Source organism: Paenibacillus sp. YAF4_2, from assembly GCF_052113225.1.
In the GTDB taxonomy this organism is placed as follows: domain Bacteria; phylum Bacillota; class Bacilli; order Paenibacillales; family Paenibacillaceae; genus Pristimantibacillus.
This window is the reverse complement of the sequence record NZ_JBFRCT010000002.1, coordinates 634,527-659,173: the sequence shown is the minus strand read 5'-3', so window position 1 is coordinate 659,173 and position 24,647 is coordinate 634,527. Positions and strand designations below refer to the sequence as shown.

30 protein-coding genes are annotated in these 24,647 nt (G+C 46.7%); all 30 read right to left on the bottom strand.

Annotation, left to right across the window (positions count from 1 at the left end; all coding sequences use genetic code 11):
- Positions 1–5 precede the first annotated feature (5 nt).
- The 30 genes from AB4Y93_RS07185 to AB4Y93_RS07040 all read right to left on the bottom strand — a co-directional run bounded on the left by AB4Y93_RS07185 (position 6) and on the right by AB4Y93_RS07040 (position 24,500).
- A complete protein-coding gene (locus AB4Y93_RS07185; RefSeq protein ID WP_441890354.1) occupies positions 6–857 on the bottom strand; it encodes a heptaprenyl diphosphate synthase component 1 in 852 nt (283 codons plus the stop codon).
- 128 nt (positions 858–985) lie between these two features.
- On the bottom strand, positions 986–1,543 hold the full coding sequence (locus tag AB4Y93_RS07180; protein WP_441890352.1) for a hypothetical protein: 558 nt from the start codon (positions 1,541–1,543) through the stop codon (positions 986–988).
- Between the two features lie 133 nt (positions 1,544–1,676).
- On the bottom strand, positions 1,677–1,898 hold the full coding sequence (gene mtrB / locus AB4Y93_RS07175) for a trp RNA-binding attenuation protein MtrB (RefSeq protein WP_167273051.1): 222 nt from the start codon (positions 1,896–1,898) through the stop codon (positions 1,677–1,679).
- 345 nt (positions 1,899–2,243) lie between these two features.
- Positions 2,244–2,519 (bottom strand): HU family DNA-binding protein, encoded by a 276-nt coding sequence (locus AB4Y93_RS07170; protein WP_127494178.1) that lies wholly within the window; start codon positions 2,517–2,519, stop codon positions 2,244–2,246.
- 163 nt (positions 2,520–2,682) lie between these two features.
- The gene (locus AB4Y93_RS07165) at positions 2,683–3,672 is read right to left on the bottom strand and encodes an ABC transporter permease (RefSeq protein ID WP_167273048.1); all 990 of its coding nucleotides are present in this window, start codon (positions 3,670–3,672) and stop codon (positions 2,683–2,685) included.
- Positions 3,669–5,186 carry a sugar ABC transporter ATP-binding protein gene (locus tag AB4Y93_RS07160; protein ID WP_441890349.1) on the bottom strand — a complete coding sequence of 506 codons (1,518 nt, stop codon included), beginning with the start codon at positions 5,184–5,186 and terminating at the stop codon, positions 3,669–3,671. The genes AB4Y93_RS07165 and AB4Y93_RS07160 overlap by 4 nt, the downstream gene beginning before the upstream one ends.
- A gap of 65 nt (positions 5,187–5,251) precedes the next feature.
- A complete protein-coding gene (locus AB4Y93_RS07155) occupies positions 5,252–6,373 on the bottom strand; it encodes a sugar ABC transporter substrate-binding protein (RefSeq protein ID WP_441890347.1) in 1,122 nt (373 codons plus the stop codon).
- Positions 6,374–6,651: 278 nt separating this feature from the next.
- Positions 6,652–8,130: a stage IV sporulation protein A gene (gene spoIVA, locus AB4Y93_RS07150; RefSeq protein WP_441890345.1), complete on the bottom strand. Its 1,479-nt coding sequence runs from the start codon at positions 8,128–8,130 to the stop codon at positions 6,652–6,654.
- A gap of 287 nt (positions 8,131–8,417) precedes the next feature.
- Positions 8,418–9,164, bottom strand: a complete 747-nt coding sequence (locus AB4Y93_RS07145) for a hypothetical protein (protein ID WP_441890343.1) — start codon at positions 9,162–9,164, stop codon at positions 8,418–8,420.
- Positions 9,165–9,191: 27 nt separating this feature from the next.
- The gene (locus tag AB4Y93_RS07140) at positions 9,192–9,539 is read right to left on the bottom strand and encodes a 2Fe-2S iron-sulfur cluster-binding protein (RefSeq protein WP_441890341.1); all 348 of its coding nucleotides are present in this window, start codon (positions 9,537–9,539) and stop codon (positions 9,192–9,194) included.
- Positions 9,536–10,147 carry a nucleotidyltransferase domain-containing protein gene (locus tag AB4Y93_RS07135; RefSeq protein WP_441890339.1) on the bottom strand — a complete coding sequence of 204 codons (612 nt, stop codon included), beginning with the start codon at positions 10,145–10,147 and terminating at the stop codon, positions 9,536–9,538. The genes AB4Y93_RS07140 and AB4Y93_RS07135 overlap by 4 nt, the downstream gene beginning before the upstream one ends.
- 43 nt (positions 10,148–10,190) lie before the next feature.
- Positions 10,191–10,487 (bottom strand): 2Fe-2S iron-sulfur cluster-binding protein, encoded by a 297-nt coding sequence (locus tag AB4Y93_RS07130; protein ID WP_441890337.1) that lies wholly within the window; start codon positions 10,485–10,487, stop codon positions 10,191–10,193.
- A 45-nt stretch (positions 10,488–10,532) separates the two neighbouring features.
- Positions 10,533–10,712: a DUF2768 family protein gene (locus AB4Y93_RS07125; RefSeq protein ID WP_441890335.1), complete on the bottom strand. Its 180-nt coding sequence runs from the start codon at positions 10,710–10,712 to the stop codon at positions 10,533–10,535.
- A 121-nt stretch (positions 10,713–10,833) separates the two neighbouring features.
- Positions 10,834–11,106: a stage VI sporulation protein F gene (locus tag AB4Y93_RS07120; protein ID WP_167273030.1), complete on the bottom strand. Its 273-nt coding sequence runs from the start codon at positions 11,104–11,106 to the stop codon at positions 10,834–10,836.
- A 94-nt stretch (positions 11,107–11,200) separates the two neighbouring features.
- Entirely contained in the window at positions 11,201–12,235 is a 1,035-nt protein-coding gene (locus tag AB4Y93_RS07115) for an NAD(P)H-dependent glycerol-3-phosphate dehydrogenase (RefSeq protein WP_441890333.1), read from the bottom strand.
- Positions 12,236–12,242: 7 nt separating this feature from the next.
- Positions 12,243–12,842, bottom strand: coding sequence for a glycerol-3-phosphate 1-O-acyltransferase PlsY (gene plsY / locus AB4Y93_RS07110; RefSeq protein WP_441890331.1), 600 nt, complete (start codon positions 12,840–12,842; stop codon positions 12,243–12,245).
- A gap of 12 nt (positions 12,843–12,854) precedes the next feature.
- Entirely contained in the window at positions 12,855–14,177 is a 1,323-nt protein-coding gene (gene der / locus AB4Y93_RS07105; RefSeq protein ID WP_441890329.1) for a ribosome biogenesis GTPase Der, read from the bottom strand.
- Positions 14,178–14,257: 80 nt separating this feature from the next.
- Positions 14,258–14,437 (bottom strand): capping complex subunit for YIEGIA, encoded by a 180-nt coding sequence (locus AB4Y93_RS07100; protein WP_167273017.1) that lies wholly within the window; start codon positions 14,435–14,437, stop codon positions 14,258–14,260.
- The gene (locus AB4Y93_RS07095; protein ID WP_441890327.1) at positions 14,430–15,344 is read right to left on the bottom strand and encodes a YIEGIA family protein; all 915 of its coding nucleotides are present in this window, start codon (positions 15,342–15,344) and stop codon (positions 14,430–14,432) included. The genes AB4Y93_RS07100 and AB4Y93_RS07095 overlap by 8 nt, the downstream gene beginning before the upstream one ends.
- The gene (locus AB4Y93_RS07090; protein ID WP_441890325.1) at positions 15,341–15,991 is read right to left on the bottom strand and encodes a YphA family membrane protein; all 651 of its coding nucleotides are present in this window, start codon (positions 15,989–15,991) and stop codon (positions 15,341–15,343) included. Before AB4Y93_RS07090 ends, AB4Y93_RS07095 begins: the two co-directional genes overlap by 4 nt.
- A gap of 124 nt (positions 15,992–16,115) precedes the next feature.
- Complete coding sequence (gene rpsA / locus AB4Y93_RS07085) at positions 16,116–17,354, bottom strand: 30S ribosomal protein S1 (RefSeq protein ID WP_441890323.1); 1,239 nt, start codon at positions 17,352–17,354, stop codon at positions 16,116–16,118.
- Positions 17,355–17,433: 79 nt separating this feature from the next.
- Positions 17,434–18,009, bottom strand: a complete 576-nt coding sequence (locus tag AB4Y93_RS07080; protein ID WP_441890321.1) for a lysophospholipid acyltransferase family protein — start codon at positions 18,007–18,009, stop codon at positions 17,434–17,436.
- Positions 18,010–18,013: 4 nt separating this feature from the next.
- A complete protein-coding gene (cmk, locus tag AB4Y93_RS07075) occupies positions 18,014–18,718 on the bottom strand; it encodes a (d)CMP kinase (RefSeq protein WP_441890318.1) in 705 nt (234 codons plus the stop codon).
- A gap of 439 nt (positions 18,719–19,157) precedes the next feature.
- Positions 19,158–19,340 carry a hypothetical protein gene (locus AB4Y93_RS07070; RefSeq protein WP_441890316.1) on the bottom strand — a complete coding sequence of 61 codons (183 nt, stop codon included), beginning with the start codon at positions 19,338–19,340 and terminating at the stop codon, positions 19,158–19,160.
- Positions 19,341–19,408: 68 nt separating this feature from the next.
- A complete protein-coding gene (locus AB4Y93_RS07065; RefSeq protein ID WP_441890314.1) occupies positions 19,409–20,062 on the bottom strand; it encodes a flagellar brake protein in 654 nt (217 codons plus the stop codon).
- Positions 20,063–20,122: 60 nt separating this feature from the next.
- Positions 20,123–21,481, bottom strand: a complete 1,359-nt coding sequence (ypeB, locus tag AB4Y93_RS07060) for a germination protein YpeB (RefSeq protein ID WP_441890312.1) — start codon at positions 21,479–21,481, stop codon at positions 20,123–20,125.
- Positions 21,482–21,554: 73 nt separating this feature from the next.
- Positions 21,555–21,710 carry a hypothetical protein gene (locus tag AB4Y93_RS07055; protein WP_167272991.1) on the bottom strand — a complete coding sequence of 52 codons (156 nt, stop codon included), beginning with the start codon at positions 21,708–21,710 and terminating at the stop codon, positions 21,555–21,557.
- Between the two features lie 50 nt (positions 21,711–21,760).
- A complete protein-coding gene (prsW, locus tag AB4Y93_RS07050) occupies positions 21,761–22,456 on the bottom strand; it encodes a glutamic-type intramembrane protease PrsW (RefSeq protein WP_441890309.1) in 696 nt (231 codons plus the stop codon).
- A 41-nt stretch (positions 22,457–22,497) separates the two neighbouring features.
- Positions 22,498–23,748, bottom strand: a complete 1,251-nt coding sequence (locus AB4Y93_RS07045) for a Glu/Leu/Phe/Val family dehydrogenase (RefSeq protein ID WP_441890307.1) — start codon at positions 23,746–23,748, stop codon at positions 22,498–22,500.
- Positions 23,749–23,885: 137 nt separating this feature from the next.
- Entirely contained in the window at positions 23,886–24,500 is a 615-nt protein-coding gene (locus AB4Y93_RS07040; RefSeq protein ID WP_441890306.1) for a genetic competence negative regulator, read from the bottom strand.
- Between the last annotated feature and the right edge of the window lie 147 nt (positions 24,501–24,647).

Genomic DNA, 24,647 nt, shown 5'->3' with positions numbered 1-24,647 from the left:
TTTCGTTAAGCACTGGTATGGGCTGCCATCTTCTCCAAGAATGAATCCGCCAAATCCTGAACCACTTTCTTCAACTGGTCGGATTCGAGCTTAGCTGCTGTACTGCGCAGATTATCTGCCGCGTGTTTTAGCTTGGAGACCAGTCTGCTCTGCAATTCATACTTCCCAAGCAGATCATAAATCAGGGAAGGTTCCGGCTTGCCAGCCAGTCGTTGCTGCTCCTCGGGTGTGCCTTCCTGCATGACATGCCAATAAGCCCAGCTTTGATAAAACCGGGATGGTGAATCAAAACGCTCCATTTCGTCCAGCACTGCCTCGCAGCGACTTACATCCTGCAGCATCTCCGGCCATAACTTCACGAATGCCCCCTCCATCATCTCAGCAAACAACTGGAACATTTCGCTCTTAAGCCGGGTTAGTTTGTTCAGATAATCTTCTGCCTTCAGCTTCGATTGCTGCATCTTTATATAAAGATCCATTTTCAATCGGTTAACCTCGCATACGGCCGTACTAATCTTGGATATCATGCTAATCTGTCCAGCTTGCGACAGAAGCGAATAAAATCGGCTGCTGAAATAATCGCCTGCCAGCACCTTAAGTTGTCTTGCTCTCATTTCTTTCTCTGAGCGCCGGTTCTCCTCCGTATCGATCAGGTCATGCGTATCCATGCCCAGCTGTACGAGCGATACGACAAGCGAATAAAGCTCGCTCTTCGGGGCCAAGGCTCCGTGCTCATTCAGTACAGCGTGCAATAACCGCAGCCTTGGATCGGGAAAAGCAGGCAGCTCGGTGTAAGTTTGAATCATGTCATACTCGACATACTTGGATGCGAGCTCGTTGATACGATATGGTTTCATGGGGTAAGCCTCCGAACAGACAAGCGGAATCGCCGCTAAATAATCTAAACTATTATAGCACAACTTTATGTAATGAGCATACGATACTAGCTGTAACTGAGAATTGTTCATGAAATTGATACAATCCTCTATGAAGATCGGAGCGGCGCAGTTGAATAGGTGTCAATGGGACCAAGCAGCTTCTCAAGCTCAGAGGTATAAGTGATACGCAGCCGCTTTCTCCAGAGCTCATCATGAAGTGGATCCGCATCGGCAAGTTCACTTAAATTTTCTTCCAGCCAGCTGTCCGAACGGCGAACATCCGCTGCAAACAACAATCGACTGCTTTCCTTCGTATCCACGTATCGGATCAGCAGCCGATTAATATTTTCCATCTGGGTGAACGACAATCGAATGAGCTTCTCCATATCCTTATACCAGCGTTCCATCTGCTGATCCTCATCCGCACGCATTTCCACGGTCAGCACGGCTTGGCTCCACTCCACTTTATCTACACTTCCTGTCAATTGCAGCCCAATTAACGCATCAACAAGGTTACTGCTCGTCAGTCTTTTCATTTCGGAGGGATGAAATACAGCAACCTCTCCCCTATCCTTGCCCGGGCCAACGCCTGAGTGAGGCAGCAAGCCAATAACCGCTGTTACGGCTAGCGCAGCTCCAAGCGCTGTGAGATAAGCTTTTCGCATAACGGAATCCCTCCGATCAATTTACGTCGCCAATGATCCTTATATCCCATTTTACAACCAAAGTAGTCAAGCTATGCACAAAAAAAACTCCCTGCACACGATATCGTGCGAGGGAGCTTGTCCGTTCCTATTATTATTGATCTGTATCCACTATACCGTGCTTGGTCATAACTGAAGCTTTGCCGCGGATTTTGACCGCTGATGTATGGTCAGTAAATTGTACGATCAATATTTCATTTTTGTCCAGCTTCTCCGTATGATGGAACTTGGTATCCTGACCACGCGTGAGGCCAATCACTTGAACGCCTTGATCCTTCGCTTTTATAACGATGTAATCGCCTTGAGTCGGCTCCATCTTAACCCTCCTAAAAAGAATTGTCACACAAATGGCTTCTCTAGCCAGTTGTGATAATTCTTACTTCGTAAGCATCCCGCCTAAAATGAATCATCACCCAATATAGCCATGTTAGGGCACATTGTGAGGACTTCATTGCTTCGAAAGCGTATGCTTTAAAGAATTGCCACACAAATGGCCTCTTCAGCCAGTTGTGATAATTCCTACTTCGTAAGCCTTTGGCTGCTCTAGCATCCTATTGCTGCGCTCGATTATACTATAGACCAGCGCCGTCATGCAAGACTTGGTAGTCTACACAAACGAAAGCGTCCGAACGCTGGGCGTTCGGACGCTGTGCAAAAGCAATTAATTGGAGACGAGATCTTTAAGAGATTTGCCAGGCTTGAATGCAGGCATTTTGCTTGCAGCGATATCGATCTCTTCGCCAGTTTGCGGGTTACGGCCCTTACGAGCTTGACGTTCGCGAACTTCAAAGTTACCAAAGCCTACAAGTTGTACTTTATCTCCGCTTTGAAGAGCATCGGAAATCGCTTCGAATACTGCATCAACAGCTTTCGTTGCGTCCTTCTTCGACAGATCGGACAATTCAGCCACTTTGTTAATCAAATCGGTTTTGTTCATTTGTTTCACCTCCCTAAAGACAAATGAAGAGTCATCTTATCCCTCTTATTAACGGAATACTTGAAAAATATACCTCAACCTCAAACAAACTTATAGTAATACAGGCGATTTCCAATTTCAAGTAGCCAAGAGAGGTTCTCTACACTTTCATCGATTTTTCATCTTATCCGCTGCGTCTTCTGGACAAATGAATAAAGGTAACGGCCAGCGCGAGGACAAGCACAGTTCCTTTTACAATGTCATTTGCGTAGTATTGCACCTTCATCATGGTCATGCCATTCAAGAGCACACCGATCAAGATCGCGCCAAAGAATGTGCCGATTACATTAGGTCTGCCGGCACCAAGTACGGAGTACCCGATAAATACAGCAGCGACCGATTCCATCATCATCGGAGCACCTGCATCAATTTGTCCAGTGCCAACCCGAGCAGCATATAAAATACCGCCGATTGCAGCAAAAATACCAGATGCGATATAAGCAGCCATACGAATACGGCGCACGCGTACACCTGACAGGCGGGCAGCTTCTTCATTGCCGCCTGTTGTATACATTTGACGGCCCCATCTTGTGTATTTGAAGAACAAATGAACAAGAATGACTGCAACGACCATCAAGACGACCGGTACAGGTACTCCAAGCAATTTGCCTTGACCCAGCCATAGGAAGGAGTCACTAAACTTGCCTGGTGCTGTAGAGCCGTCCGGCATAGGCATGTTGTTATAGATCGAATAACCCTTTGTGTATGTCTTATGAATACCACCAATGATGTACATAACCGCCAGCGTTGCCAGCATATCCGGTATACGGATTTTGACGATAAGCAGCGCATTAAGCAAGCCCACTATAGCACCAATCAACAGGGCAACAATGATAACAACAACAAGTGGCTGCTCATACCAGACCATTAAGGCCGCTGTCGCAACTGTTGTTAACGATACAGTAGAACCTACCGATAAGTCAAAGCCATCAACAGTCAGGGAGAACGTTACGCCAATGGCGACAAACGTTGTGATGGAAATCGAACGTAATATATCAGACAAATTCGCGTAAGTAAAGAAATGCTCATCCCACATCGAGAAGAATAGGATAACTAAGGCAATAACAAGTAATGATCCAAATTTAAAAATGAAATCTAGTGACTTCTCTCTCATGCCTGCTCCTCCTTGCCGCCGCTCGCATACAGCATCAACAGCTCCTGCGTGGCTTCACCGCGCTGAAATTCCTTCACCAATGCGCCGTCGCACATGACAAGAATTCTGTCGGCAATGCCCATAGCCTCTGCAAATTCACATGTTAAGTACACAATTGCTTTTCCTTGCTCGGCAAGTGATCCGATAATACGGAAAATATCACTTTTTGCACCGATATCAACGCCTTTTGTCGGCTCGTCGAATAAGTACACCTCTGCACCTGTTGGTAGCCATTTGCCTATTGATACCTTCTGCTGATTACCGCCGCTTAAATGGCCGGTTTTCTGCTGAGGAGAAGAGGTCTTAATGCCAAGCTTGCCGATAATCGCTTCTGCATTGTTAGACTCCTTCTTTCCGGACAGAAAGCCGCTCTTCGTTAACAGCTTCAGAATCGGAAGGCTTAAATTGTTTTGCACGGATTCACCAACAAGAATGCCCTGTTTGCGCCGCTCTTCCGGCACAAGGACAACACCTCCGGCTATAGCATCCGCTGGTTCGCTTTTGTTTATGACTCTCTTGCTAATCGATACCGTTCCTTGATCTGCAGGATCAGCACCAAACAGTACTCGAGACAGCTCGGTCTTACCCGCACCAACAAGACCTACGATTGAAACAATTTCACCACTTCTTGCGTTAAAGCTGACATTCCTTACATGGTGGCCGCGCGAAATACCGGATACTTCAAGCAGCGGCTCGCCGATTGCGACCTCCGCCTTCGGGAACTCCTCCTCGAATACTCTGCCAAGCATCGCTTGTACGACTTCATCAATCGTGACAGCTGAAGTAGGCTCGGTCAGGATCTGCTGCCCATCACGCATAACCGTAATGCGGTCACACAGCTGGAACACCTCTGGCAAACGGTGGGAGATGAACACAATGCCTATTCCCTGCTCTTTGAGCTGCCCAATAACACGGAATAACCGCTCCGCTTCCTCGAGGCTTAGCGGTGCGGTCGGTTCGTCAAAAATAACGTATTTAGCTTGCTCGGTAAGTAGTCTGGCGATCAAAACAAGCTGCTTCTCAGCGAGCGTCAGTTCTCCTGCCTTCTTCTTGACCGGAATCGTTGCACCAAGCCGCGCTAAGGTCGCTTCGGCCTGCTTCTCCAGCTTGCGCCAGTTCAGCCATAAGCTGCTGCCTTTACTGGAAATTCGGTCAAGCATAACGTTCTCTGCTACGCTTAGCTGCGGAACAAGAGCGGTATCCACTTCCTGATAGACACAATGGATGCCCAACTGTTTGGCATCCCCGGGTGAATCAATATGAACCTGTCGCCCGTCGATTGTTACGGTACCTTCGTCCTGGCTATATGCACCTGATAATATTTTCATCAAAGTGCTCTTACCGGCGCCATTGGCACCGAGCAGCGCATGAACTTCGCCGCTTTGCAGATTAAAATCGACGTCGCGGAGGGCGGGGACGCCGGAAAAAGCTTTCCGGATCCCCTTCATTTGCAATTGCTTTGCAACACTCATCATGTGCACCTCTCCAGCGTTTCGTTAAAAAGAATTGTGAAACAATTCTTGCTGCGTAAGCATAAGCCTTACTTCGAACCTTCCAGTTCTTTCATCCAGTCTTCATAGTTCTGCGTGCTGCTACCCCAACCATCGATGTATTGGGACAATTGAGTCGTGCTTACTTTCTCGGAAGGCAGTTGATCACGATGAACGTACACAGCGTTCAGTACAACCAGCGGATCGTTTTGCTCACCTTTGAATTCTTTATAAAGCGTACGAACTTGTACGCGGCCGATATCTTTTGGATCTACAGCAGCCGATGCAACCCATGGGCTAGCCGGATCTTGAATCATTTGCAAGTCTTCATCACTCATGTCGATACCATATACTTTAATTTCGGTACGGCCTGCTTGTTGAATCGCACGAGCAGCACCTTTAGCAAACTCATCCCATGCAGCCCAAACCGCTGTAATATCACCTTTGTTCGGGTATTGCTTCAGAATTGCTTCCATTTGTGCTTGTGTATCCATTGCAGGGTTGTTCGCGTTACCGAAAGCTGCGATTTGTTTAATGTCTGGATATTTTTCTTGGAAAGCTTTATATGCCACTTGGCGGCGTTCCATTGGTGCAAAGCCTGCTACCCATACTTTAACAATGTTACCCTTACCGCCAGCGTCTTTCGCAAGCTGCTCTAGCGTCAGGTCAGCCATCGCTTGATCATCCTGTTGCAGAACTGGTACGCCGTCAATTTTCACATCAGCGTCGAATACAACAACTTTGATGCCTTTTTCTTTTGCTTTCTTGATACCTTGCTCCAATGCGCCAGCTTGGCCATGGTCGATCAGAATACCATCGAAACCTTGGTTAATTGCTGCATCCAGGTTAGAGGACATTTTGGCAAGATCGTTATCTGAAGCAAATACTTGAGCTTTGCCGCCGAACTTCTCGACTTGCTCTTTCACGCCTTCTACATATTGTGAAGAAAATGTGCCCGTATTGAATTGCATAACAAGTGCGACTTTCTTACCTTTTAGTGCGTCCAGCTCGCTGTTGCCTGTGGATGTGTTATCTGCCGCGTTCGCTGGTGCGTTCGTTGCAGCGTTGTTAGCGGATTCATTGTTGTTCGTTTTGCTGTTGCCGCATGCCGATGCAATAACTAGAACAATAGCAACAAGCAGTGTCAAAGAAAGTTTACCCCATTTTTTCATGATTTTCTCTCCCTTTTTCTCTAACCATAAATGATAGATGAATTATCTATTTGCTATCATATCATTTTCACCAAGTATGTCAATCGGAATTTAAGTATTATTTTCATTAAAATAGGAAAAAAGAAACATTTAAGCTTGCTTTTGTCGAAAAAGATCGAACTGTGCAACAATTGCCATTATAGTAATGGTTAGGCACAATTGCAATGAATAATTTGTTACAAACAAAAAGAACGGCTGATCCGGCTTGTAAGCCGGTTCAACCGTTCTTTCTTCTAGCTTTATAAAATGATAGCAATGAGACCGCCAGAGCCCTCGTTAATAATTCTTCCGAGTGTCTCCTGCAGCTTGTAGCGGGCGTTATCCGGCATCATGGCGATTTTGCCCTGAATACCTTCGCGCACTAAGGAATGAAGGGATCTTCCGAATATGTCTGACTCCCAGATCTTGATCGGATCTGCTTCGAAGTCCTGCATTAAGTAACGAACCAGCTCTTCGGTCTGCTTCTCCGATCCGATTATCGGTGCGAATTCAGATTCCACATCGACACGGATCATATGAATCGAAGGCGCTGTCGCTTTCAGCCTTACGCCAAAGCGTGAGCCTTGACGGATAAGCTCTGGCTCATCCAGTGCCATCTCAGCAAGCGTAGGAGCAGCGATACCGTAACCGGTAGCTTTGACCATCTCCAGCGCCTCTGCGAACCGATCGTATTCCCGCTTCGCATGAGAGAATTCCTGCATCAGCTGGAGGAGATGATCCTTGCCACGGATTTCAACCCCAACAACCTCCATCAAGATGCGGTCATAGAGCTCATCTGGTGCGTACAGATCAATCTCTGCAACACCCTGCCCCATATTCATGCCGCTAAGTCCGGCTCTTGCGATAAAGTCATAATCCGAGAATTGAGAGACAACACGATCAACATCTCTTAATCTGCGGATATCTTTAACTGTATCGCGAACGGAGTTTTCGTAGTTGCTGCGCAGCCAGTGATTCTCGTTAAGAACCATAACCCAGCTAGGCAGATTTACATTGACTTCATGAACTGGGAACTCATAGAGTACTTCGCGCAGGACAGAAATGACTTCTTCTTCGCCCATTGTCGCAACGCTCATAGTAATAACCGGAATATCGTATTTGGCCTGCAGTTCACCACGAAGTTGAATGGCTTCTTCACCGCGAGGACGCGTCGAGTTAATAATGAGGACGAATGGTTTGCCAACTTCCTTCAGCTCACTGATTACGCGCTCTTCTGCTTCCACGTAAGAACTGCGAGGAATTTCTGCAATAGAGCCGTCAGTTGTTACGACTACACCTAAGGTAGAATGCTCTTGAATAACCTTCCTGGTCCCAATCTCCGCTGCCTCTTGGAACGGGATTGGTTCATCGAACCAAGGCGTTGTAATCATACGAGGACCATTCTCGTCCTCATAGCCCTTCGCCCCTTCAACGGCGTAGCCAACACAATCAACCAGCCTGATGTTCACATCTAGACCTTCGCTGACCCGCAGCTGTACCGCTTGATTCGGCACGAATTTCGGTTCAGTTGTCATGATAGTTTTTCCCGCGGCGCTTTGAGGAAGTTCATCAACGGCTCTAACACGCTCGGCTTCGCTAGCAATATTCGGCAGCACGACCGTCTCCATAAACCGTTTAATAAACGTTGATTTGCCCGTACGGACAGCCCCTACTACCCCGAGGTAAATATCCCCGCCAGTACGTTCGGCTATATCCTTGAAAATGTCCACTTTCTCCACTGAATATCCCCTCCCAATTGATTTTCCGGTTCGCCGCCTTCCACCGGACAAGAGGGCAGGCCAGCGACGCAACTCGTACAGCTTTGTTGGACTAGTAATATCATATTGTCCTAGCTCACCGATTATGCCGATTCCCTCACGAAATCTTTTTTTATTAAATCGGGTCACGTTCTTGCCCTTCCAAGATTGAGTTATATGATCCAGAGAGAGTTTCTATACCAAAAAATCCTCATTACAGATCCGCTGCGGACTGTAATAAGGATTTATCAAAAGCTATAGATTATCGGTTATTTCGCCTGTGTCGTTACTGCTTGCGGTTCCTTATTTACCCAATGATAAACGGGAGCTTTGACCGGTACGAACATATCAGCATCAGCCAAAATGGAGCGAAGATCAGTATCCGCAGTAAGACCATCTTCACCATTCTTCTGAATCGTCTGCATGATATCAATTCCGTAGTCCATATACACATGTCCTTGCTCATCCATGATGGCTGCAAGCGTCTGATAAGAATAGTCGCTGCGCAGATCAGGAGCTTTCTTGTTCATCGCCTTGTAATCTATGTAGAAATAACCCGGGTAGGCTTGCTCACCTTTTGGCCACTCACCATTATGGTTATTAGCGTACTCAGTGACCCAGCTTTGAATATCATTGATTTGCTGATAAGTCTTCAGATTCATCAGTTTGACTTGAGGCTTTGTCTCTTCATTGATAATTAAGAAATAATAATTACCGCCATTCTCGAAGGCTGCAGTCGGGATACTGCTCAAATAGCCTTTGTTCTTCAGTTGAGCAAAATCAACGAGAAACTTTTCATATATTGGTGTATCTGCATCGCTGTTCTTCATTGGAAGCATGCCCGTTTCCGATTGATATTGATCGATGGCCGCCTGGACATTACGAACCGCTTCCTTTGGCGCGGCCTGATTTTGCTTCAACTCACTTTTCGGATACATACATCCGCTTAATGAAAGAACGGTAACCGTAAGAATGACGAGCATGATACCAGATTTCAACTTCTTCTTATTCCACATGACTTGCTGCTCCTCCTCGTTATCGTTCTACCACAAATCATCGCTTTCCTCCGCCTGCTTAGCGAGCAGCTTCTGGACAGCTGCCCGAAGCGGATCAAGCGGCACATCCACCTCTACGAGCCCTCTCGCTTTCGCTTGGCAGGCAAGCCTGCAGCCTAGTTCATCTAAGCCAGCCAGCTTACGCTTTTCGTCATCAGCTATTGGCATCAGATCACTGCCTGGACGAACTTGCACTTTACACATAAAGCAAGCCGCATTACCACCGCAGCGCGTCTGAATAAGGACACCAGCTTTTCTTGCCGCTGTGAGCAATGATGTTCCGGGCTTCACTTCAATGGCCTTACCAGACGGCCAGAATGTCACTTTGGTGCTCATCTAGCAACACCTGCCTGACGATCAGCAAGCAACTGCGTTAATTGCTTTTTCGCTTCCACCGTTAGTACATTTCGCTTTTCCAACTGCAGCCTTAATGTCTCATGACGGGATGGATCCATAATATAATGTTCTACAATTAGTTGAATGCGGTCTTCTCGATTGCGCAGCACGTTGAACCAAAGCTCATGTGCGAGCGGAACAACCGGGACAGCTATATCCCGTTCTTCATGCTGAATAACAACCAGCTCTGAGGATGGTCCCAGCAGCGACCGAACTTCCGTCACATAACGGCAGCCCTTCGCACGCACAACGAAGCCTCCAACCAGCTCTACGGACACTCCTTCTATAACAAAGTGACTCAGCATCGAACGGTAACTGCCGCATTCGCTCAAATGCTTCGTATCCACGGCATAAGGCTCCAGCCTCTCGTGAATCAGATCATAATCTTCGTCATCCGTATATAAATCAATGTCATTAGGTTCAGCCGGCAATGGAAGACCACGAAGCATTAAACCCGTACTGCCTCCTACCACCCATGCTGCATTTGTGCCATTAAGTGCCTGGACGATGGCAGCTAAAGCGCTCTCGATCTGTGTTCTTTTCCCCATCACTGCACATCCCTCCAAGCATAGTCCCCTTAACACGTCAGAATCAAAAATACGGCTTGTTAATCGCTTTGATCGGTATCTCTTTATTATTCACGATAGCCTGACAGGCAAGACGGTATCCTTCTTGGAACTCCTCCGGCTCCATCCGATCCCATTCCGCATCCGTAATTCCTGCGAGACCAGCTGCTCCCTCTTCTATGAAGCAGCGACATCTTGCACAAGTTCCACGTGTACAATTCGAGGACCAGTCAACCTTCGCCTTTAACGCGAGCCGAAGCAGCGACTCACCAACCTCTGGCTCGACAATCGCGGTTTTTGTTCTCCCCTTTAGTTCAATCATGAGACAATGATTCCTTTCACACCAGCATTATGTACGTTCATGCAGCTACAAAATCGCGATTAATCCACATAGAAAACCAAACACAAGCAAAATAAAAGAAATAAAGGATAAAGAAAATTTAAGTACGCCCTTTGTCTTTAATCGGGCAAATGTAATCATAACGGCGGCGATCGCCATCAACCCTATTCCGATTAAAGATACCCACATCTTCGTCATTGGATCCATGAACTAATCTACTCCTAATCGATAACCGTGATAAATGCAACAATTATTATAACATCAAGTATAAAAAAGGACAAAAAAACCCAAAAGCTGCTGAAAAAGAGCAGCTTTTGGGCGTTTTGTGTTACTTAATCATCATTTTGATCAGCGATTCTATACCGCCTATGCTCATGCCGCTTGCTTTCACGGCCTTCACAATATCATTCATCGTTTTATCGGAGACTGGAACCTTTGCCATATCCGAAACCTGCTTAATCAGCTTGCGAAGCTCTTCTTCATTCTGCATCGTTGATGCCGATACACCATTCGCCAATTTTTTAACTGCATTCTCGGAAATGTTTTTCCCCGTTTTCTTGTTTATTGCATTAAGAACATCTTTGGAAATATCTTTAGCCATTCTATTCCCCTCCTTCGATGTCGCTGCGGACCATATAAGCATTAGCCTTGCAACATCATATGAGAGGGGGAATTGAATGGTATAGGCGCATGTCTTAGTCTAGCTGTTCAATTTCATGGGTCTTTAACCGGCCCATCAAATTTTCAACCGCTGATTTTGGTGAATTATTTGCAAACAAGACACTATACAGCTCAGCCGTAATCGGCATTTGAACGTTATATTGCTTAGCAAGCTCATTTGCTGCACGTGTTGTACGAACTCCTTCGACAACCATGCCCATACGTTCCAGCACTTCATCAAGAGGCGTACCGTCTGCCAGCATGGAGCCTGCACGCCAGTTCCGACTGTGCTGGCTCGTACAAGTTACAACCAAGTCACCAACGCCAGCAAGACCCGCAAAGGTAAGCGGGTTTGCCCCCATTGCTGTGCCTAGGCGGCTGATCTCCGCTAGACCACGCGTTAACAGTGCTGCTTTGGCGTTATCTCCAAAGCCAAGGCCATCAGATAAGCCCGCGCCAAGCGCGATAATATTTTTAATCGCACCCGCTACTTCAACGCCTACAACATCCGGATTCGTATAAACCCGGAAATCGGTGTTCATGAAGGCATCTTGCGCCTGCTCGGCTGCTTTCAGATCAGCCGAAGCGACAACAACCGTTGTCGGCTGTTTGCGAATGACCTCTTCCGCATGACTTGGCCCGGAGAGGACCACGATCTTTTCCGCAGGACGGTTAAGCTCCTCCGCAAGTACCGTCGTCATCCGTTTTAACGTTTCAGCTTCAAAGCCTTTTGTTGCATGGACAACCAATGTATCTTCCGTTAGATATGGAGCGGCTTGCTTCGCAACCAGCCGCATTGCAGACGAAGGAGCTACGAATAACGCTAGCTCTGCTCCTTGCAGCGCTTCCTGCATATCTGTTGTCGCATACAGCGATTCCGGCAGAATTACGCCAGGTAAATACTTCTCATTCGTACGGCTCGTATTCATCTGCTCCGCATGCTCAGCCGAACGCGTCCATAGCTGCACATTGTAGCCATTGCTCGCCAGTACAGCAGCAAGCGCAGTTCCCCAGCTTCCTGCCACCAGAACCGCAGCACGCCCTTTATGTTCCGTCTTTACTTGCGTCATCTGCCAATCACGACCCTTTCTTAGCTCCTAGCTTGTTCTCCGTTCCTTGCAGCAGCTTCACGATATTCGAACGATGACGCCAGAATGCAAATATGCACAGAATAAGACTAACCGTTAATACGGGAGCGGAATAATAAAAAATCGCAATAAGGACAGGCGTCAAAGCCGCGAAAATAAGTGATCCAAGCGATACGTAACGCGTAATGGCAATGACGATAATCGTAACTACACCGGCAACAAGGGCCGGTACAAAGGCAAGCGCACAGATTGCGCCAATCGTAGTCGCAATTCCTTTGCCTCCTTTGAAGTTGAAGTAGATCGGCCAATTATGCCCCATAATAGCAGCGAGACCACATATTGCTGATGTCCAATCATCCTGTCCCAGCCAGTGGCCGATCCATACAGCAGCAATCCCTTTACCGAAATCAAGCACAAAGCAAAGCAGGCCTGGGCCTTTGCCCAGAACACGAATGGTGTTTGTTGCGCCTGCATTGCCGCTGCCATGCTCCCTGATATCGATGCCTTTGACTAATCTGGCAATAACAATGCTAAACGATACCGAGCCTAGCAAATAACTCAGAATAACCGCGATTACAGCGTATATCAAGCTTCTTCTCCCCTAATCTTCATCGGACTTCCGTCTTGTAAACAGACGGACAGGCGTTCCTTCGAAATCGAAGGCTGCACGAATCTTATTCTCCAAGTAACGCTCGTACGAGAAATGCATCATCTCCGGATTGTTTACGAAGATAACGATCGTAGGTGGCTTGGTCGCCACTTGCGTCACATAGTTGATTTTGAGGCGCTTACCTTTGTCAGTTGGCGGCGGGTTATAAGCAACCGCATCCGATACGACATCGTTAAGCAGATGCGTCTGAATCCGCATCGCATGTTGTTCCGATACATGGTTAACAACAGGGAGCAGCTTATGCAAACGCTGTTTTGTTTTCGCAGACAGGAAGACAATTGGTGCATACGTCATAAACAGGAAGTGGTCACGGATATTTTGTGTGAACGCCTGCATCGTTTTATCATCTTTATCAACGACATCCCACTTATTCACGACGAAGATTGAAGCTTTGCCCGCTTCATGAGCATAACCGGCAATATGTTTATCCTGCTCGATAATGCCCTCTTCCCCATTAATGAGCACAAGTACAACATCGGCACGCTCTATTGCTTTCATTGCGCGCATAACGCTGTACTTCTCTGTGGATTCATAGACTTTACCACGTTTACGCATACCGGCCGTATCAATGAGTACATACCGCTGGCCGTCACGCTCGAACGGGGTATCGATTGCATCACGTGTTGTACCTGCGACGTCGCTGACAATAACACGCTCTTCCCCAAGTATAGCGTTGACAAGCGAGGACTTCCCTACATTCGGGCGGCCGATCAGGGCTACACGAATAACGTCGTCATCATAGCCGTCATCCTCAAGTTCCGGAAGCTTCTCAATGGCCGCATCAAGCAAGTCGCCGATACCAAGTCCATGCGAACCGGATATTGCGATTGGTTGACCGAAGCCTAAGCCGTAAAATTCATAGATCTCATCCATTCGGTTCAAGTTGTCCACTTTATTGACAGCAAGAACAACCGGTTTACGGGAACGGAACAGCATTTGTGCCACTTCTTCGTCTGCATGTGTAATGCCTGTTTTGGCGTCGCACATGAAGATGATGACATCCGCTTCCTCGATTGCAAGCTCTGCCTGCATCCGGACTGATTTCATAATTTCATCTTCACCATCAATTTCAATACCGCCTGTATCTACGATGCTGAATGCTTTACCATTCCATTCTCCTGGGCTATAAAGACGGTCCCGGGTTACGCCCGGTTTATCTTCAACAATTGCGAGACGATCGCCAACCACCCGGTTAAAAATGGTGGATTTGCCCACATTCGGGCGACCGACTATTGCAATAACGGGTCTTGCCATAGCTGAATGCTCACTCCTTCAGAAATACTCACGCTTAACATCATAGCAAAAAACAACGTTCTTGGCTAACTTTTCATCTTTTAGTGATGGTTTACGATAATGATCGTACCATTTTTCAAGTCATGCGCACTGGCATCCAATATTTTCTCCAAAAGAAAAGCAGTCTGCTGCATCGCTGCCTCATCAGGTGCTATAAAGATAGGAGCCCCACCGCCTATTTTATCAGGCTCAAGAGATACAACTGCAATAATCTTAGCCATTATTAGCTGCCTCCTTATTTACCGACGCTTCTGTAGGCATACGAACGGCAGATTCCAGGATAGGCACCTTATTAATGATAAGCAGCGCTTTCTCCACATCCATATCCTGCGGCAGGAAAAATATCGCCATCCGCCCGTCTTTCATATCCAGCTTAGCCATTGGAATTAATGCCGGCTCTCCGTCATCACGATAAACACCCAGGATCGTGGACAAATCATAAAGAATAGCCTGCCGTTGTCCCAAATTGCTAATTGTTACTTTGCCATTGGGATTATAAGGCGTCAGAATAAATCCCATTCCCCGTTCTTTAATGATTTCTTGGTTAGCCTGAAGGCCAACGTTCATGATATAGATATCACCAACAAATAGATCCGGCCCGTCGACCCGCACTTCCGCGCTTTCTGCACGGACGATATGGGACATGGCTTTCCCCGATTTCAAATACTGAACAAACAAAAGAGATAGAATGCCGCCCACTATTCCAAAGTAAACATTCCAGACGATGGAGAATAGGCATGTAACAAGTGCCGTCATAATAACCAGGTAGTTGCGTCCTTCAAACACCATTGCAATGCCTTCTATGTAGGTCGACCCACGAGGGACTAGCTCCATGCTGTCAATCTTCGTCAGCGTCGTCCTCTCCATGCTCCTCACATCCCTGAACTGCTGTGCCGCGAGCGACAGGAAGGTGATTGCCGTGTAGTCTTTATTGTAAAGTGCCGGCACGGCAACGGCACCAAGCGCTGCAGCAATAACGCCAAGTGAGATATGGATGATTCGTCCATGCGGGTAAGTTGGGTATTGCCTGTAATCGGTACGCAGCATAAGAAGACGGGATACAATACCGAATACGATACCCATCAATACACCGATTAACATTTTATGTTCCACCAAATAAGCATTCATTCCGATGAACTTCCTCCTTTATTCCTCCATGGAATCGGTATAAATCGAACTACGCCTGCACGGGCAGCCAAAAAGACCAGACTAACGACTCTGGAGGCGGCAAAGGCTATCCAAACGCTGTCCCACCATTGCAAGGAACCAATGGCAGCTTCATATAAGTTCCTCTGCAGCAAGGCATGAGCCAACTCCGCAGTGGCGCCTGCGAACAAGAGAACCGTGAATTGATGCTGACCTTTCGATGAGAAAGCAGAAGCCAATACTCCCGCTACAATAGGCCCGTCCAATAATGGATCCAGCAAGAAGAAGACCGGATCTACACTATACATCTTCCTTACACTGCCCCAGATCATACCGGCTAGGAGCGCACAGATCAGCAAATATCCTCTCGAATCCCAGACTAATGGACCACGCATGGCAAGCAAAGCAATCAGCATAAGCAGAATGGTGCCTGCATAGAGGTGGATCTGCACGTTTCCTAGATGAAAGGTTTCCTGAATTGGCTGTAGAGTTACGCACACCGAGAGCGCAATAATAAACCACTTTTTGTTCTTCATAGGCAGCCCTACAAAGTCTGACCATCCTGTTGTCATTAATATAAAAGCCATTAGCATAATCCAAATTGAAATATATCCGGCATTCACCAGCATGATCACCTCTCGTCGACCTATTATGCTCCAAATAAAAGGGGCTATTCCCGATTTTTTCAAATTGAACATAGAAAAGAGGCTAATCCTGTAATCAGGATTAGCCTCTTAAAGTCAACGATATTAATTATTTCAATTTGCTCAGCTTATCGCCGAAACGTTCTGCCAGGGAATAGCTCATGCTCGAGCTGTTCAAGCTGACATTCGGGTTGTTACCCAAATCTTCTGCTTTAACTGGACGCTCGCCACGTTGTGGTCTGCCACCTGCTTTAGGTGCTTTCTGTTCAGCAGCCGATTGCTCTGGCGCTTCTTGTGTTTCTTTAATGCTCAGGCTGACACGCTTCTCAGCAGAGTTGAAATCGAGCACTTTCGCTTGCACTTCTTGGCCTTCTTTCAATACTTCGAAAGGAGTCGCGATGTGGTGGTGAGCGATTTGCGAGATGTGTACAAGACCTTCAACACCTGGTGCGATTTCAACAAAAGCGCCAAATGTTACAAGGCGGCGTACAGTACCTGTAACGATATCGCCTACATTGAATTGGCCTGCAGCCGATTCCCAAGGACCTGGTTGAGCAGCTTTCAAGCTCAGGCTGATTTTACCAGCAGCTGGGTCAACTTTAAGTACTTTAACCGTAACCGCTTGACCTTCCGAAACAACATCTTTCGGATGAGCCACATGCTGCCACGACAGCTCAGATACGTGAACCAGACCGTCGATACCGCCGATGTCAACGAATGCGCCAAATGGAGTCAAGCGTTGTACAGTACCTTCCAGCTGCGCTCCTACTTGCAGACCAGCGATCACTTGTTGTTTGTTTTGTTCGAACTCAGCGTCCAGTACTTCTTTCGCAGACAGGATCACTTTGTTGTTCTCACGGTCGATTTCTTTTACTTTAACGCGGAGCGTACGGCCTTTGTAATCGCTGAAGTCTTCAACGAAATGACGCTCAACCATCGAAGCTGGAATGAAGCCGCGTACGCCAACGTCAGCGACAAGGCCGCCTTTTACAACGTCAGCAACAACTACTTCAAATACTTCTCCGCTCTCGAAACGGGATTGCAATCCGTCCCAAGCTTTTTCGCCGTCAATCAGGCGTTTCGACAGAACGAGTTTTTCTTTCTCGTCGTCAATGCTAACCACTTTCAGTTCAACTTCTTGGCCAACTTGAACAGCTTCGCTCGCGTTGCCCAGTTGAATCGCGGAAAGTTCGCGAACCGGGATGACACCGTCATATTTATATCCAAGGCTTACATAAGCTTGGTTATCATCGATTTTGACGATCGTGCCTTTTACAGTATCGCCTTTTTTCAAGGACACAAAGTTGTCCATAGCTGCTTGGTCTTGAACATTGATTTCTTCTGACATGGAAATAACCTCCTCAATTCTTACCCACACTTTATTTAAATCCACTTTCACATATAGAAAGCAGTATTTAAAACGACTGTTATTTGTTCTTCTTAATCATCTCATAAATACGAGACATAATGGCATCCGTAATACGGTCCAGCTTATCCGGAGAGGATTCATTAATAATAGCAGAAATATCAACTGGTTGGCCGTAGTATACTCTCACTTTACGGAATAGCTTATAATTGCCCACTACCGCTACAGGAATAATGGTAGCACCGCTGCGGTAAGCAATCATAGCCGCGCCTTTCTTAGCAGCAGTCCCGTCCGTGTTCCTTGTTCCCTCAGGGAAGATCCCCATTACTTTCCCTTCACCTAGAAGGTTAAGTGCAGAGCGGATCRCATCTTTGCCGACACCCCTCTTAACAGGAAATGCGCCCCAAGCCCGGATCAATGGACCAAAGACTGGAATTTTGAACAGCTCTGATTTGGCCATATAATGAACCTTGCGAGGTACCCTTATTCCGACAGCCGGTGGGTCCAGAAGGCTTAAATGGTTCGAGCACAGAATCACGGAGCCATCTTTTGGGATGTTCTCGAGCCCTGTCACTTCGAGTCTGAACAATATTCCATACAGGAAACTAAACAATGCTCTAAAAATTCGATATAACATTAGTTTACTTCGCCTCCGCCAATTTGGTTCGGCTTAATTTCACAATTGCTGCCGCAACTTCATCGATTGACATTGACGTGCTGTCGAGCACGATAGCATCCTTCGCACAAATAAGCGGGGATAACTCGCGCTGCTCATCCAAACGATCGCGTTCCGCGATTTCTTGCTCAAGCTGCTCCAAGGAGATCGATTGTGTATCCGACACTTCCTTATAACGGCGAAGAGCACGTTCTTGTACGGATGCGGTTAGAAAAATTTTAAGTTCTGCGTTCGGCAGTACATGGGAACCGATGTCCCGGCCATCCATGACTACACCTTTGCGTTCTGCTAATTGCCGCTGCAGCTTGCCCAGCAGTTCTCTGACAGTTTCATTCGCAGCGATATGCGAAACCGCAAGGGTTACCTCACGAGAACGGATGAGATTTGTTACATTCTCGCCATTTAGAAATACGGCTTGACCGCTTTCACTCGGCGCCAGCTTAATGTCCAGCGTCTTCACTAGTGCGGAAAGCTTCTCTCTGTCCTGAGGTACAATAGCTGCCCTCTGGGCACTAAGTGTAACGGCTCGATACATTGCTCCTGTATCAATATAAATGTAATCTAGCTGTTCGGCAACCTTGCGCGCGACCGTACTCTTGCCTGCACCGGCAGGACCATCAATCGCAATGTTAATCCGGTCGCTGTCACCGTCTTGCTGCATCACCAACATCCTACCTCCTCAAAAGAATTAAAACACAAGCAGCCTAATTTAGGCTGTTCGTGATGATTCTTGCGTCGAAAGCCTAAACTTAGTTAAATGGCTGGCCGAATGCTGATGTTGTTGCGAGCATCTGCCTCTCAAGCATTAGCGGCTTGGCCCGTTCTAGCGGTCCATAAACAATGAAATATAACCAGAAATATGTATAAGTTATACTTCAAGGTGAAACGGCTTCGCTGTTATCTGATAGCGGGGCGCGTTTCATTCCAATGAATTCTAAGCGTTATTTATAAAATCAAACTTATAAATTCTTAGCCTTATTAAAACCAAGAAAATCTTAGAATCCAAGAAAAAAGCAGGCACCGCCTGCATCGTGAAAATTATACCACACAATAAATACAGATGCAAAAACGGAAACCGCCCAAAGACGCCGTTACAGCGCCTAAACAGCCTATCGATAGGCTGTACCTTCCCAGCGGTCAACAGCCGTCAATAAGTGTCGAAGCATGTCATTTTGAAGCAGAAGCTGCGCTCCTATAACACCTGCTATTAATACAACGGCGATCCAGGCCAAACGTCTGGAGACCATATCGATCTGTTGTTTTAACTGCTCTTCATCTTCTGTAATCCGCATGGGCAGCTCTTCCTTTTTTTGCTATTTCACCGATAGGATGCCAAGGTCGCCTGCTTCTTATACAGTCATTATCTGCCGCGGAATTCCAGTTGTCTTTCGAAGCAATATCTAATTATTTTCTGCCGTTCACTGTCGCTGATGGCTATAAATTTACTCATGACTTGCTTGCGGCCTGTTACGAGATCCACAACTCTGACAACCTCTGCCTTAAATGAGGAATGCTCAATAGTGCCGTTCTTGTATGGAATAAGCAGCCAGCAGTCCATCTCCATTCCAGGCTTAACCGGCCACTTGCTATCGCAAATATAGGAAATGCCTCCACCACCTACATCATCCGTTACAGTAACAAAACGGATATTGCCGGATAAATTAATCGCGATTTCAAGATCTGCGGCAACCCGCAGGAAATGCCTGCGCTGCACCTTCGTAATCCGATCCGGATCAGGCTTGCGAATCTTTATCATCTTTACAACATCATCACGAAAGCCAATTACATGCGAATCGAAATAATGTTTAATCCCATCTTCTGATAAGTAGTAAATCGACAGCTCGTCCCCTAAGAAAAGCCGTTTCATACGGCTGGTCGTCAAATTTATTGGATTTTCAATTAACAGACCATCTTCCAGCTCGTCAGCAATTCTAGCTTTGTACTGGGCAGCTGCCTCTTCTTCGTCAGCAGAAGCGATCTCGAAAAACAACATTTGGTTTACTCTAGGCAACAATTGGCTCCCCTCCCATATTGGTGTTTATTATAACACGTCAATTTGAGGGGAGCCATATCGTTATTTGCCGGAACTTGTCCGTTTGTCGAGTGGTGACAGCTCTTCGATCGATTCTTCGACACCGGTCTCCGAATTGATATAGATTCGGTAATCACTGCCATTCACCCGACCGGTGAACTCATAACAAAGTGTTTCCTCACCCATCTCATTTAAGATGAGTGCCATCTGGTCATTGGCTACTTTAAATTCCGGATTAAGCGCTTTTCGCGCTTCTGCTTTCGTCAGCTTCGCTTTAGGCAAGCTGCGTTCATGATGCTCATAGACATAATCATTTGCTTGAAGACCAACTGCTTCACCATTATCAAGGGCAACTTTGACAGTCACTTTTTCTGGATAAATCAATACGCCATTCTGCGTGCTTACGAAAGTAAAGGCGCCTGTATTCTCGAACATGTTATAGCTTACAGCCCGCATTCCTTTAAAGCCATGATCGCCCAGGAATTTTTCAGCTGCTGCCTGCGCATTGTCCTGATTAATTTTCTTCTCGCCAATATCACGGGAATCCATGAACCAGATCAGCTTGCCGCCTTTTTGTGTATAGTCCATCTGCAGCTTCTGGCCTGATTTCGGATCGGTTACAGAAGCAGAGTAAGAGGAATATTCGGTCCCCTTGCCGTTCTCTACCACACGGATTTCTTTAGGCTCCGTGCCCATAAATTCCTTAACATGCTTTTTGATATCATCAGCTGTTACCATTTTACCGCTTAACATATTAATTGAACGCTTCTGATACATGCTCGCAACCGATGGACCCCAGTTAATTTCTGGATATTCGCTTACTTTTTTGTCCACCGTCTTGAAGCCGTCGATGATTGTATTGTCATTCGGAGAGTTTTGTTTGGCAAGCGCCACTTCTACGTCCATCCAGCGCAGATGATCGCTTAGCACCTTCTCCTGCATCGCAGATAGATTTTTCGAGATATCTTCGGAGTTGGCATATAACGTTTTTAGCGTTTTGAATTCATCCGGAGATAAGGGTTGCTTGGACAAATCACGAACCGACGTTTTGTAAGCAAAATTCGCGATCCGCGATAAAAAGTCTTCTGCTTCATTAAACGGCAGCATCGTTAAAGGAAGCTGGTTAATCTCGTTCTGCGCTTCACTTGTGAGGCGCCACACATTAACAAGCCCTTTGCGGTGGTAGCTTTGAGATGTGGAGTTAACCGCCAGCGTATTACCGAGCTGCTGATGCAGCTGCTCAACATGATAGGTTAAATCATGAAAGGCACGCTGGTACTGATTCTCCGCCTTAATAAGAATCGAATTTTTCTCCTGATGCTCTTGATAGCCCCAATACACTGAACCAATTAAGAATAGGGTCATAATGGGAAACAGCACCGCACTTAGCCGTTTATACATAACAAAAAAGCTCCTTTCTTCTACCAAACCTAGCGTTAGTTTGGTTTGCAGAAGGGAGCTTTATGCATCTGTGTCAAATGCTGTGTTCTTCAATATCCAAATCATTGATGTTATTGCAGATACATTGTTTGAAGCCGGTATCAATCATACCTTTCTCACGTTTGCCGCGCAGGACAAACTTCTCTCCGCATACATTGCATCGAATCGTTACCTTTACCCTTGGTTCCATTCATGCCTCCATCAATATCCAATTATTACATATCAGTATGGACGAAAGCCTTAAAGTTTAATCTCATCTTCCCTGCTAAGGAAGCGGAATGGCGACCTCGAATTGGCACGATGCATTTTACGGAGGCCCCATACCCACAGAGCGACCATGAAAGGAATAATGACGTAAATCCAGTTCGTCTTGAACGAAATCATAATATAGTCATACGTACCGTGCAAGAGCAGCGGCAGTGCAAGCGAAATACCCAAATAAATATTCCGCTTTGAAGCTGTGGCGAACTTCGCTTTGCCCACATAATAACCCATCATGACACCAAACAGCGCATGTCCGGACACTGGCAATAATGCACGCATAAGCAGTGTGCCGTAGGTAGCCGGCGAGTAGATCGCATACAATACGTTCTCCAATGTCGCAAAGCCAAGCGAGATCGATGCCGCATAAACGATACCGTCATAAGGCTCATCGAACTCGGTATGATTATAGATCATGTGGTAGAGGACGAACCACTTTACAAATTCCTCTATTCCTGCGGATTCCACAAACGAAAACAATACTGGGTGATCTCCAAGCCATAGCTGCAGGCCATGTTGGATCACAACAATCGGCACAACTATAAGGACACCGAGCAGAAACATACGAACGACCATATGAATCGGCTCTGCATCATAACGGTCCTTCAAATATAAATAGGTAAGCAGCGATACACCAGGGGCAACCGCAGCAGTCAGCACTGAGAACAATAGCAATTCGATGTTTCACCTCCCAGGCATCCGGCGTGCCGAGCCAGTTATACCCAGCCGCGAAAACGCACCGCCTCTGCCATTTTGCGAACGCCAGCCATATAGGCAGCTAACCGCATGTTTACATTTCGAGATTTGTGTATTTCATATACTTGGTTAAAGCCGCGAATCATCATGACACGCAGCCGATCATCTACTTCTTGTTCATCCCAGTAGAAGCCTTGATTATTCTGGACCCACTCGAAATACGAAACAATAACGCCTCCGGCACTTGCGAGAACATCGGGCACCAGAAGAATACCGCGTTCTGTTAGTATCCTTGTCGCTTCGAGCGTGGTAGGACCATTCGCTGCTTCTACAACAATCGTCGCTTTAATGCGAGGAGCATTCTCTTCTGTAATCTGATTCTCAATTGCAGCCGGAACAAGTACATCGCAATCGAGCTCAAGCAGATCGGTATTCGAAATGGTCTGAGGGAAAAGATTCGTTACATTGCCGAAGGAATCACGCCGATCGAGCAAGTAAGGAATGTCTAATCCATCTTCATTATACAACGCTCCGTTCACATCGGATATACCAATTACTCTCGCACCGGCCTCATGCATGAATTTGGCAAGATAACTTCCAGCATTGCCGAAGCCCTGAATGACAATTCTTGCCTTATTCAGTTCAATACCTCTTAATGCGAGTGCCTCATGAATCATAATGACCACACCACGAGCTGTGGCAGTCTCGCGGCCTCTGGAGCCGCCAAGTACAATCGGCTTGCCGGTAATAAAACCAGGTGAATCAAATTCTCTTATCCGGCTGTATTCATCCAGCATCCAGGCCATAATTTGTGAGTTCGTCATCACATCTGGGGCCGGTATATCTTTCGTTGGACCGACAATTTGGCTGACGGCACGTACATATCCGCGGCTAAGCCGTTCGAGTTCTCCGAAAGACATCTTTCTTGGGTCGCAGATCACGCCGCCTTTGCCTCCACCGTATGGCAAATCGGCAATCCCGCATTTGAGACTCATCCAGATCGATAATGCTTTTACCTCTAGCTCCGTAACATCAGGATGGAACCGCACTCCGCCCTTCGTTGGTCCTACAGCATCATTATGCTGTGCACGGTAACCCTTAAAAACTTTGGTTATGCCGGTATCCATCTTAACTGGTATCCGCACCGTTAGAACGCGCATCGGTTCCTTCAAGAGATCAATCATATCTTCTTTGTAGCCAAGCTTCAATAGGGCTTCTTCAATCACAACCTGAGTAGATTTGAGAACATCATGTGTATTTGCATCCGCCATAATTACGTTCACCCGCCTTTGTCTACTTGTAATATGAGCGTGTATACATCACGATATTCCAAAAGTACCCCAATACATGCAAGAAGAGCATCATGCAGACAATTAATTGTCTGCCGATGCTCTATCCCATGTGCTTCTCAATTATAGAAATGAGTGCAAATTTCCCGCACAGCTTGAGAGGGCATAATTACTTTACCGTACTCCTCAAGCATGGCGTAAGTGACGGATGTCGCTTCTCCATATTCAGCAAGCAGCGCTATAACTGCGTTATGACGCGATGTCTCAATTAGAGCAGGCTCAAGCGCTAAAATATATCTGCCGTTGTAGGAGAATAATCTCCCATCTTCCGTCAAAGAGGCCGCTTGCAGCTGTTTGCAGACATTAATGACATCCTCAAAATCTCGAAAGGAGTACATGACGATATCGCTCTGCTCCATTGTAACTTCCATTTCGTATATCTCGTCTTCCGTGTCTTCATCGTCGGTTGCCCGCTCATCGGATACACCGTTCATCTTACCACGGGTGACGATCACCACCATTCCTTGGGCGGGGAGGGCAAACACTTCGACCGCAAGAGGGCCGCTGGCATCGAACCCAAGTTCACTGTATGCTTGTTCCATCATTTCACTGAATAGATCGTGTACTTTGGGAATTTCGCGCCACATGTCTTCCTTCTGGATCCCCCGCTCGAGCAGGTCGTCGAACGTCAGGAAAATCCGTATCTTGTCCTGACTAAGCCGTTCGATTTTCATGACAGGATCCTCCTCTGCAGCATCTGTTGTATATAGCGTATGAAATTATTTGCAGGATGTGATCAAAATGATCAAATCGTACTATGTAAATACTTTATCATGTCTGTCCTCGGATTGCACCTAAATTAGGCAAAAAAAGAATCGTTT

Bases quoted from the DNA above. Each gene is read 5' to 3' on its own strand.
- AB4Y93_RS07185 (WP_441890354.1), bottom strand. From the start codon at position 857: ATGAAACCATATCGTATCAACGAGCTCGCATCCAAGTATGTCGAGTAT.
- AB4Y93_RS07180 (WP_441890352.1), bottom strand. From the start codon at position 1,543: ATGCGAAAAGCTTATCTCACAGCGCTTGGAGCTGCGCTAGCCGTAACA.
- mtrB (WP_167273051.1), bottom strand. From the start codon at position 1,898: ATGGAGCCGACTCAAGGCGATTACATCGTTATAAAAGCGAAGGATCAA.
- AB4Y93_RS07170 (WP_127494178.1), bottom strand. From the start codon at position 2,519: ATGAACAAAACCGATTTGATTAACAAAGTGGCTGAATTGTCCGATCTG.
- AB4Y93_RS07165 (WP_167273048.1), bottom strand. From the start codon at position 3,672: ATGAGAGAGAAGTCACTAGATTTCATTTTTAAATTTGGATCATTACTT.
- AB4Y93_RS07160 (WP_441890349.1), bottom strand. From the start codon at position 5,186: ATGATGAGTGTTGCAAAGCAATTGCAAATGAAGGGGATCCGGAAAGCT.
- AB4Y93_RS07155 (WP_441890347.1), bottom strand. From the start codon at position 6,373: ATGAAAAAATGGGGTAAACTTTCTTTGACACTGCTTGTTGCTATTGTT.
- AB4Y93_RS07145 (WP_441890343.1), bottom strand. From the start codon at position 9,164: ATGTGGAATAAGAAGAAGTTGAAATCTGGTATCATGCTCGTCATTCTT.
- AB4Y93_RS07140 (WP_441890341.1), bottom strand. From the start codon at position 9,539: ATGAGCACCAAAGTGACATTCTGGCCGTCTGGTAAGGCCATTGAAGTG.
- AB4Y93_RS07135 (WP_441890339.1), bottom strand. From the start codon at position 10,147: ATGGGGAAAAGAACACAGATCGAGAGCGCTTTAGCTGCCATCGTCCAG.
- AB4Y93_RS07130 (WP_441890337.1), bottom strand. From the start codon at position 10,487: ATGATTGAACTAAAGGGGAGAACAAAAACCGCGATTGTCGAGCCAGAG.
- AB4Y93_RS07125 (WP_441890335.1), bottom strand. From the start codon at position 10,712: ATGGATCCAATGACGAAGATGTGGGTATCTTTAATCGGAATAGGGTTG.
- AB4Y93_RS07120 (WP_167273030.1), bottom strand. From the start codon at position 11,106: ATGGCTAAAGATATTTCCAAAGATGTTCTTAATGCAATAAACAAGAAA.
- AB4Y93_RS07115 (WP_441890333.1), bottom strand. From the start codon at position 12,235: ATGACGCAAGTAAAGACGGAACATAAAGGGCGTGCTGCGGTTCTGGTG.
- der (WP_441890329.1), bottom strand. From the start codon at position 14,177: ATGGCAAGACCCGTTATTGCAATAGTCGGTCGCCCGAATGTGGGCAAA.
- AB4Y93_RS07100 (WP_167273017.1), bottom strand. From the start codon at position 14,437: ATGGCTAAGATTATTGCAGTTGTATCTCTTGAGCCTGATAAAATAGGC.
- AB4Y93_RS07095 (WP_441890327.1), bottom strand. From the start codon at position 15,344: ATGAATGCTTATTTGGTGGAACATAAAATGTTAATCGGTGTATTGATG.
- AB4Y93_RS07090 (WP_441890325.1), bottom strand. From the start codon at position 15,991: ATGCTGGTGAATGCCGGATATATTTCAATTTGGATTATGCTAATGGCT.
- rpsA (WP_441890323.1), bottom strand. From the start codon at position 17,354: ATGTCAGAAGAAATCAATGTTCAAGACCAAGCAGCTATGGACAACTTT.
- cmk (WP_441890318.1), bottom strand. From the start codon at position 18,718: ATGTTGGTGATGCAGCAAGACGGTGACAGCGACCGGATTAACATTGCG.
- AB4Y93_RS07070 (WP_441890316.1), bottom strand. From the start codon at position 19,340: ATGCGGATTACAGAAGATGAAGAGCAGTTAAAACAACAGATCGATATG.
- ypeB (WP_441890312.1), bottom strand. From the start codon at position 21,481: ATGTATAAACGGCTAAGTGCGGTGCTGTTTCCCATTATGACCCTATTC.
- AB4Y93_RS07055 (WP_167272991.1), bottom strand. From the start codon at position 21,710: ATGGAACCAAGGGTAAAGGTAACGATTCGATGCAATGTATGCGGAGAG.
- AB4Y93_RS07045 (WP_441890307.1), bottom strand. From the start codon at position 23,748: ATGGCGGATGCAAATACACATGATGTTCTCAAATCTACTCAGGTTGTG.
- AB4Y93_RS07040 (WP_441890306.1), bottom strand. From the start codon at position 24,500: ATGAAAATCGAACGGCTTAGTCAGGACAAGATACGGATTTTCCTGACG.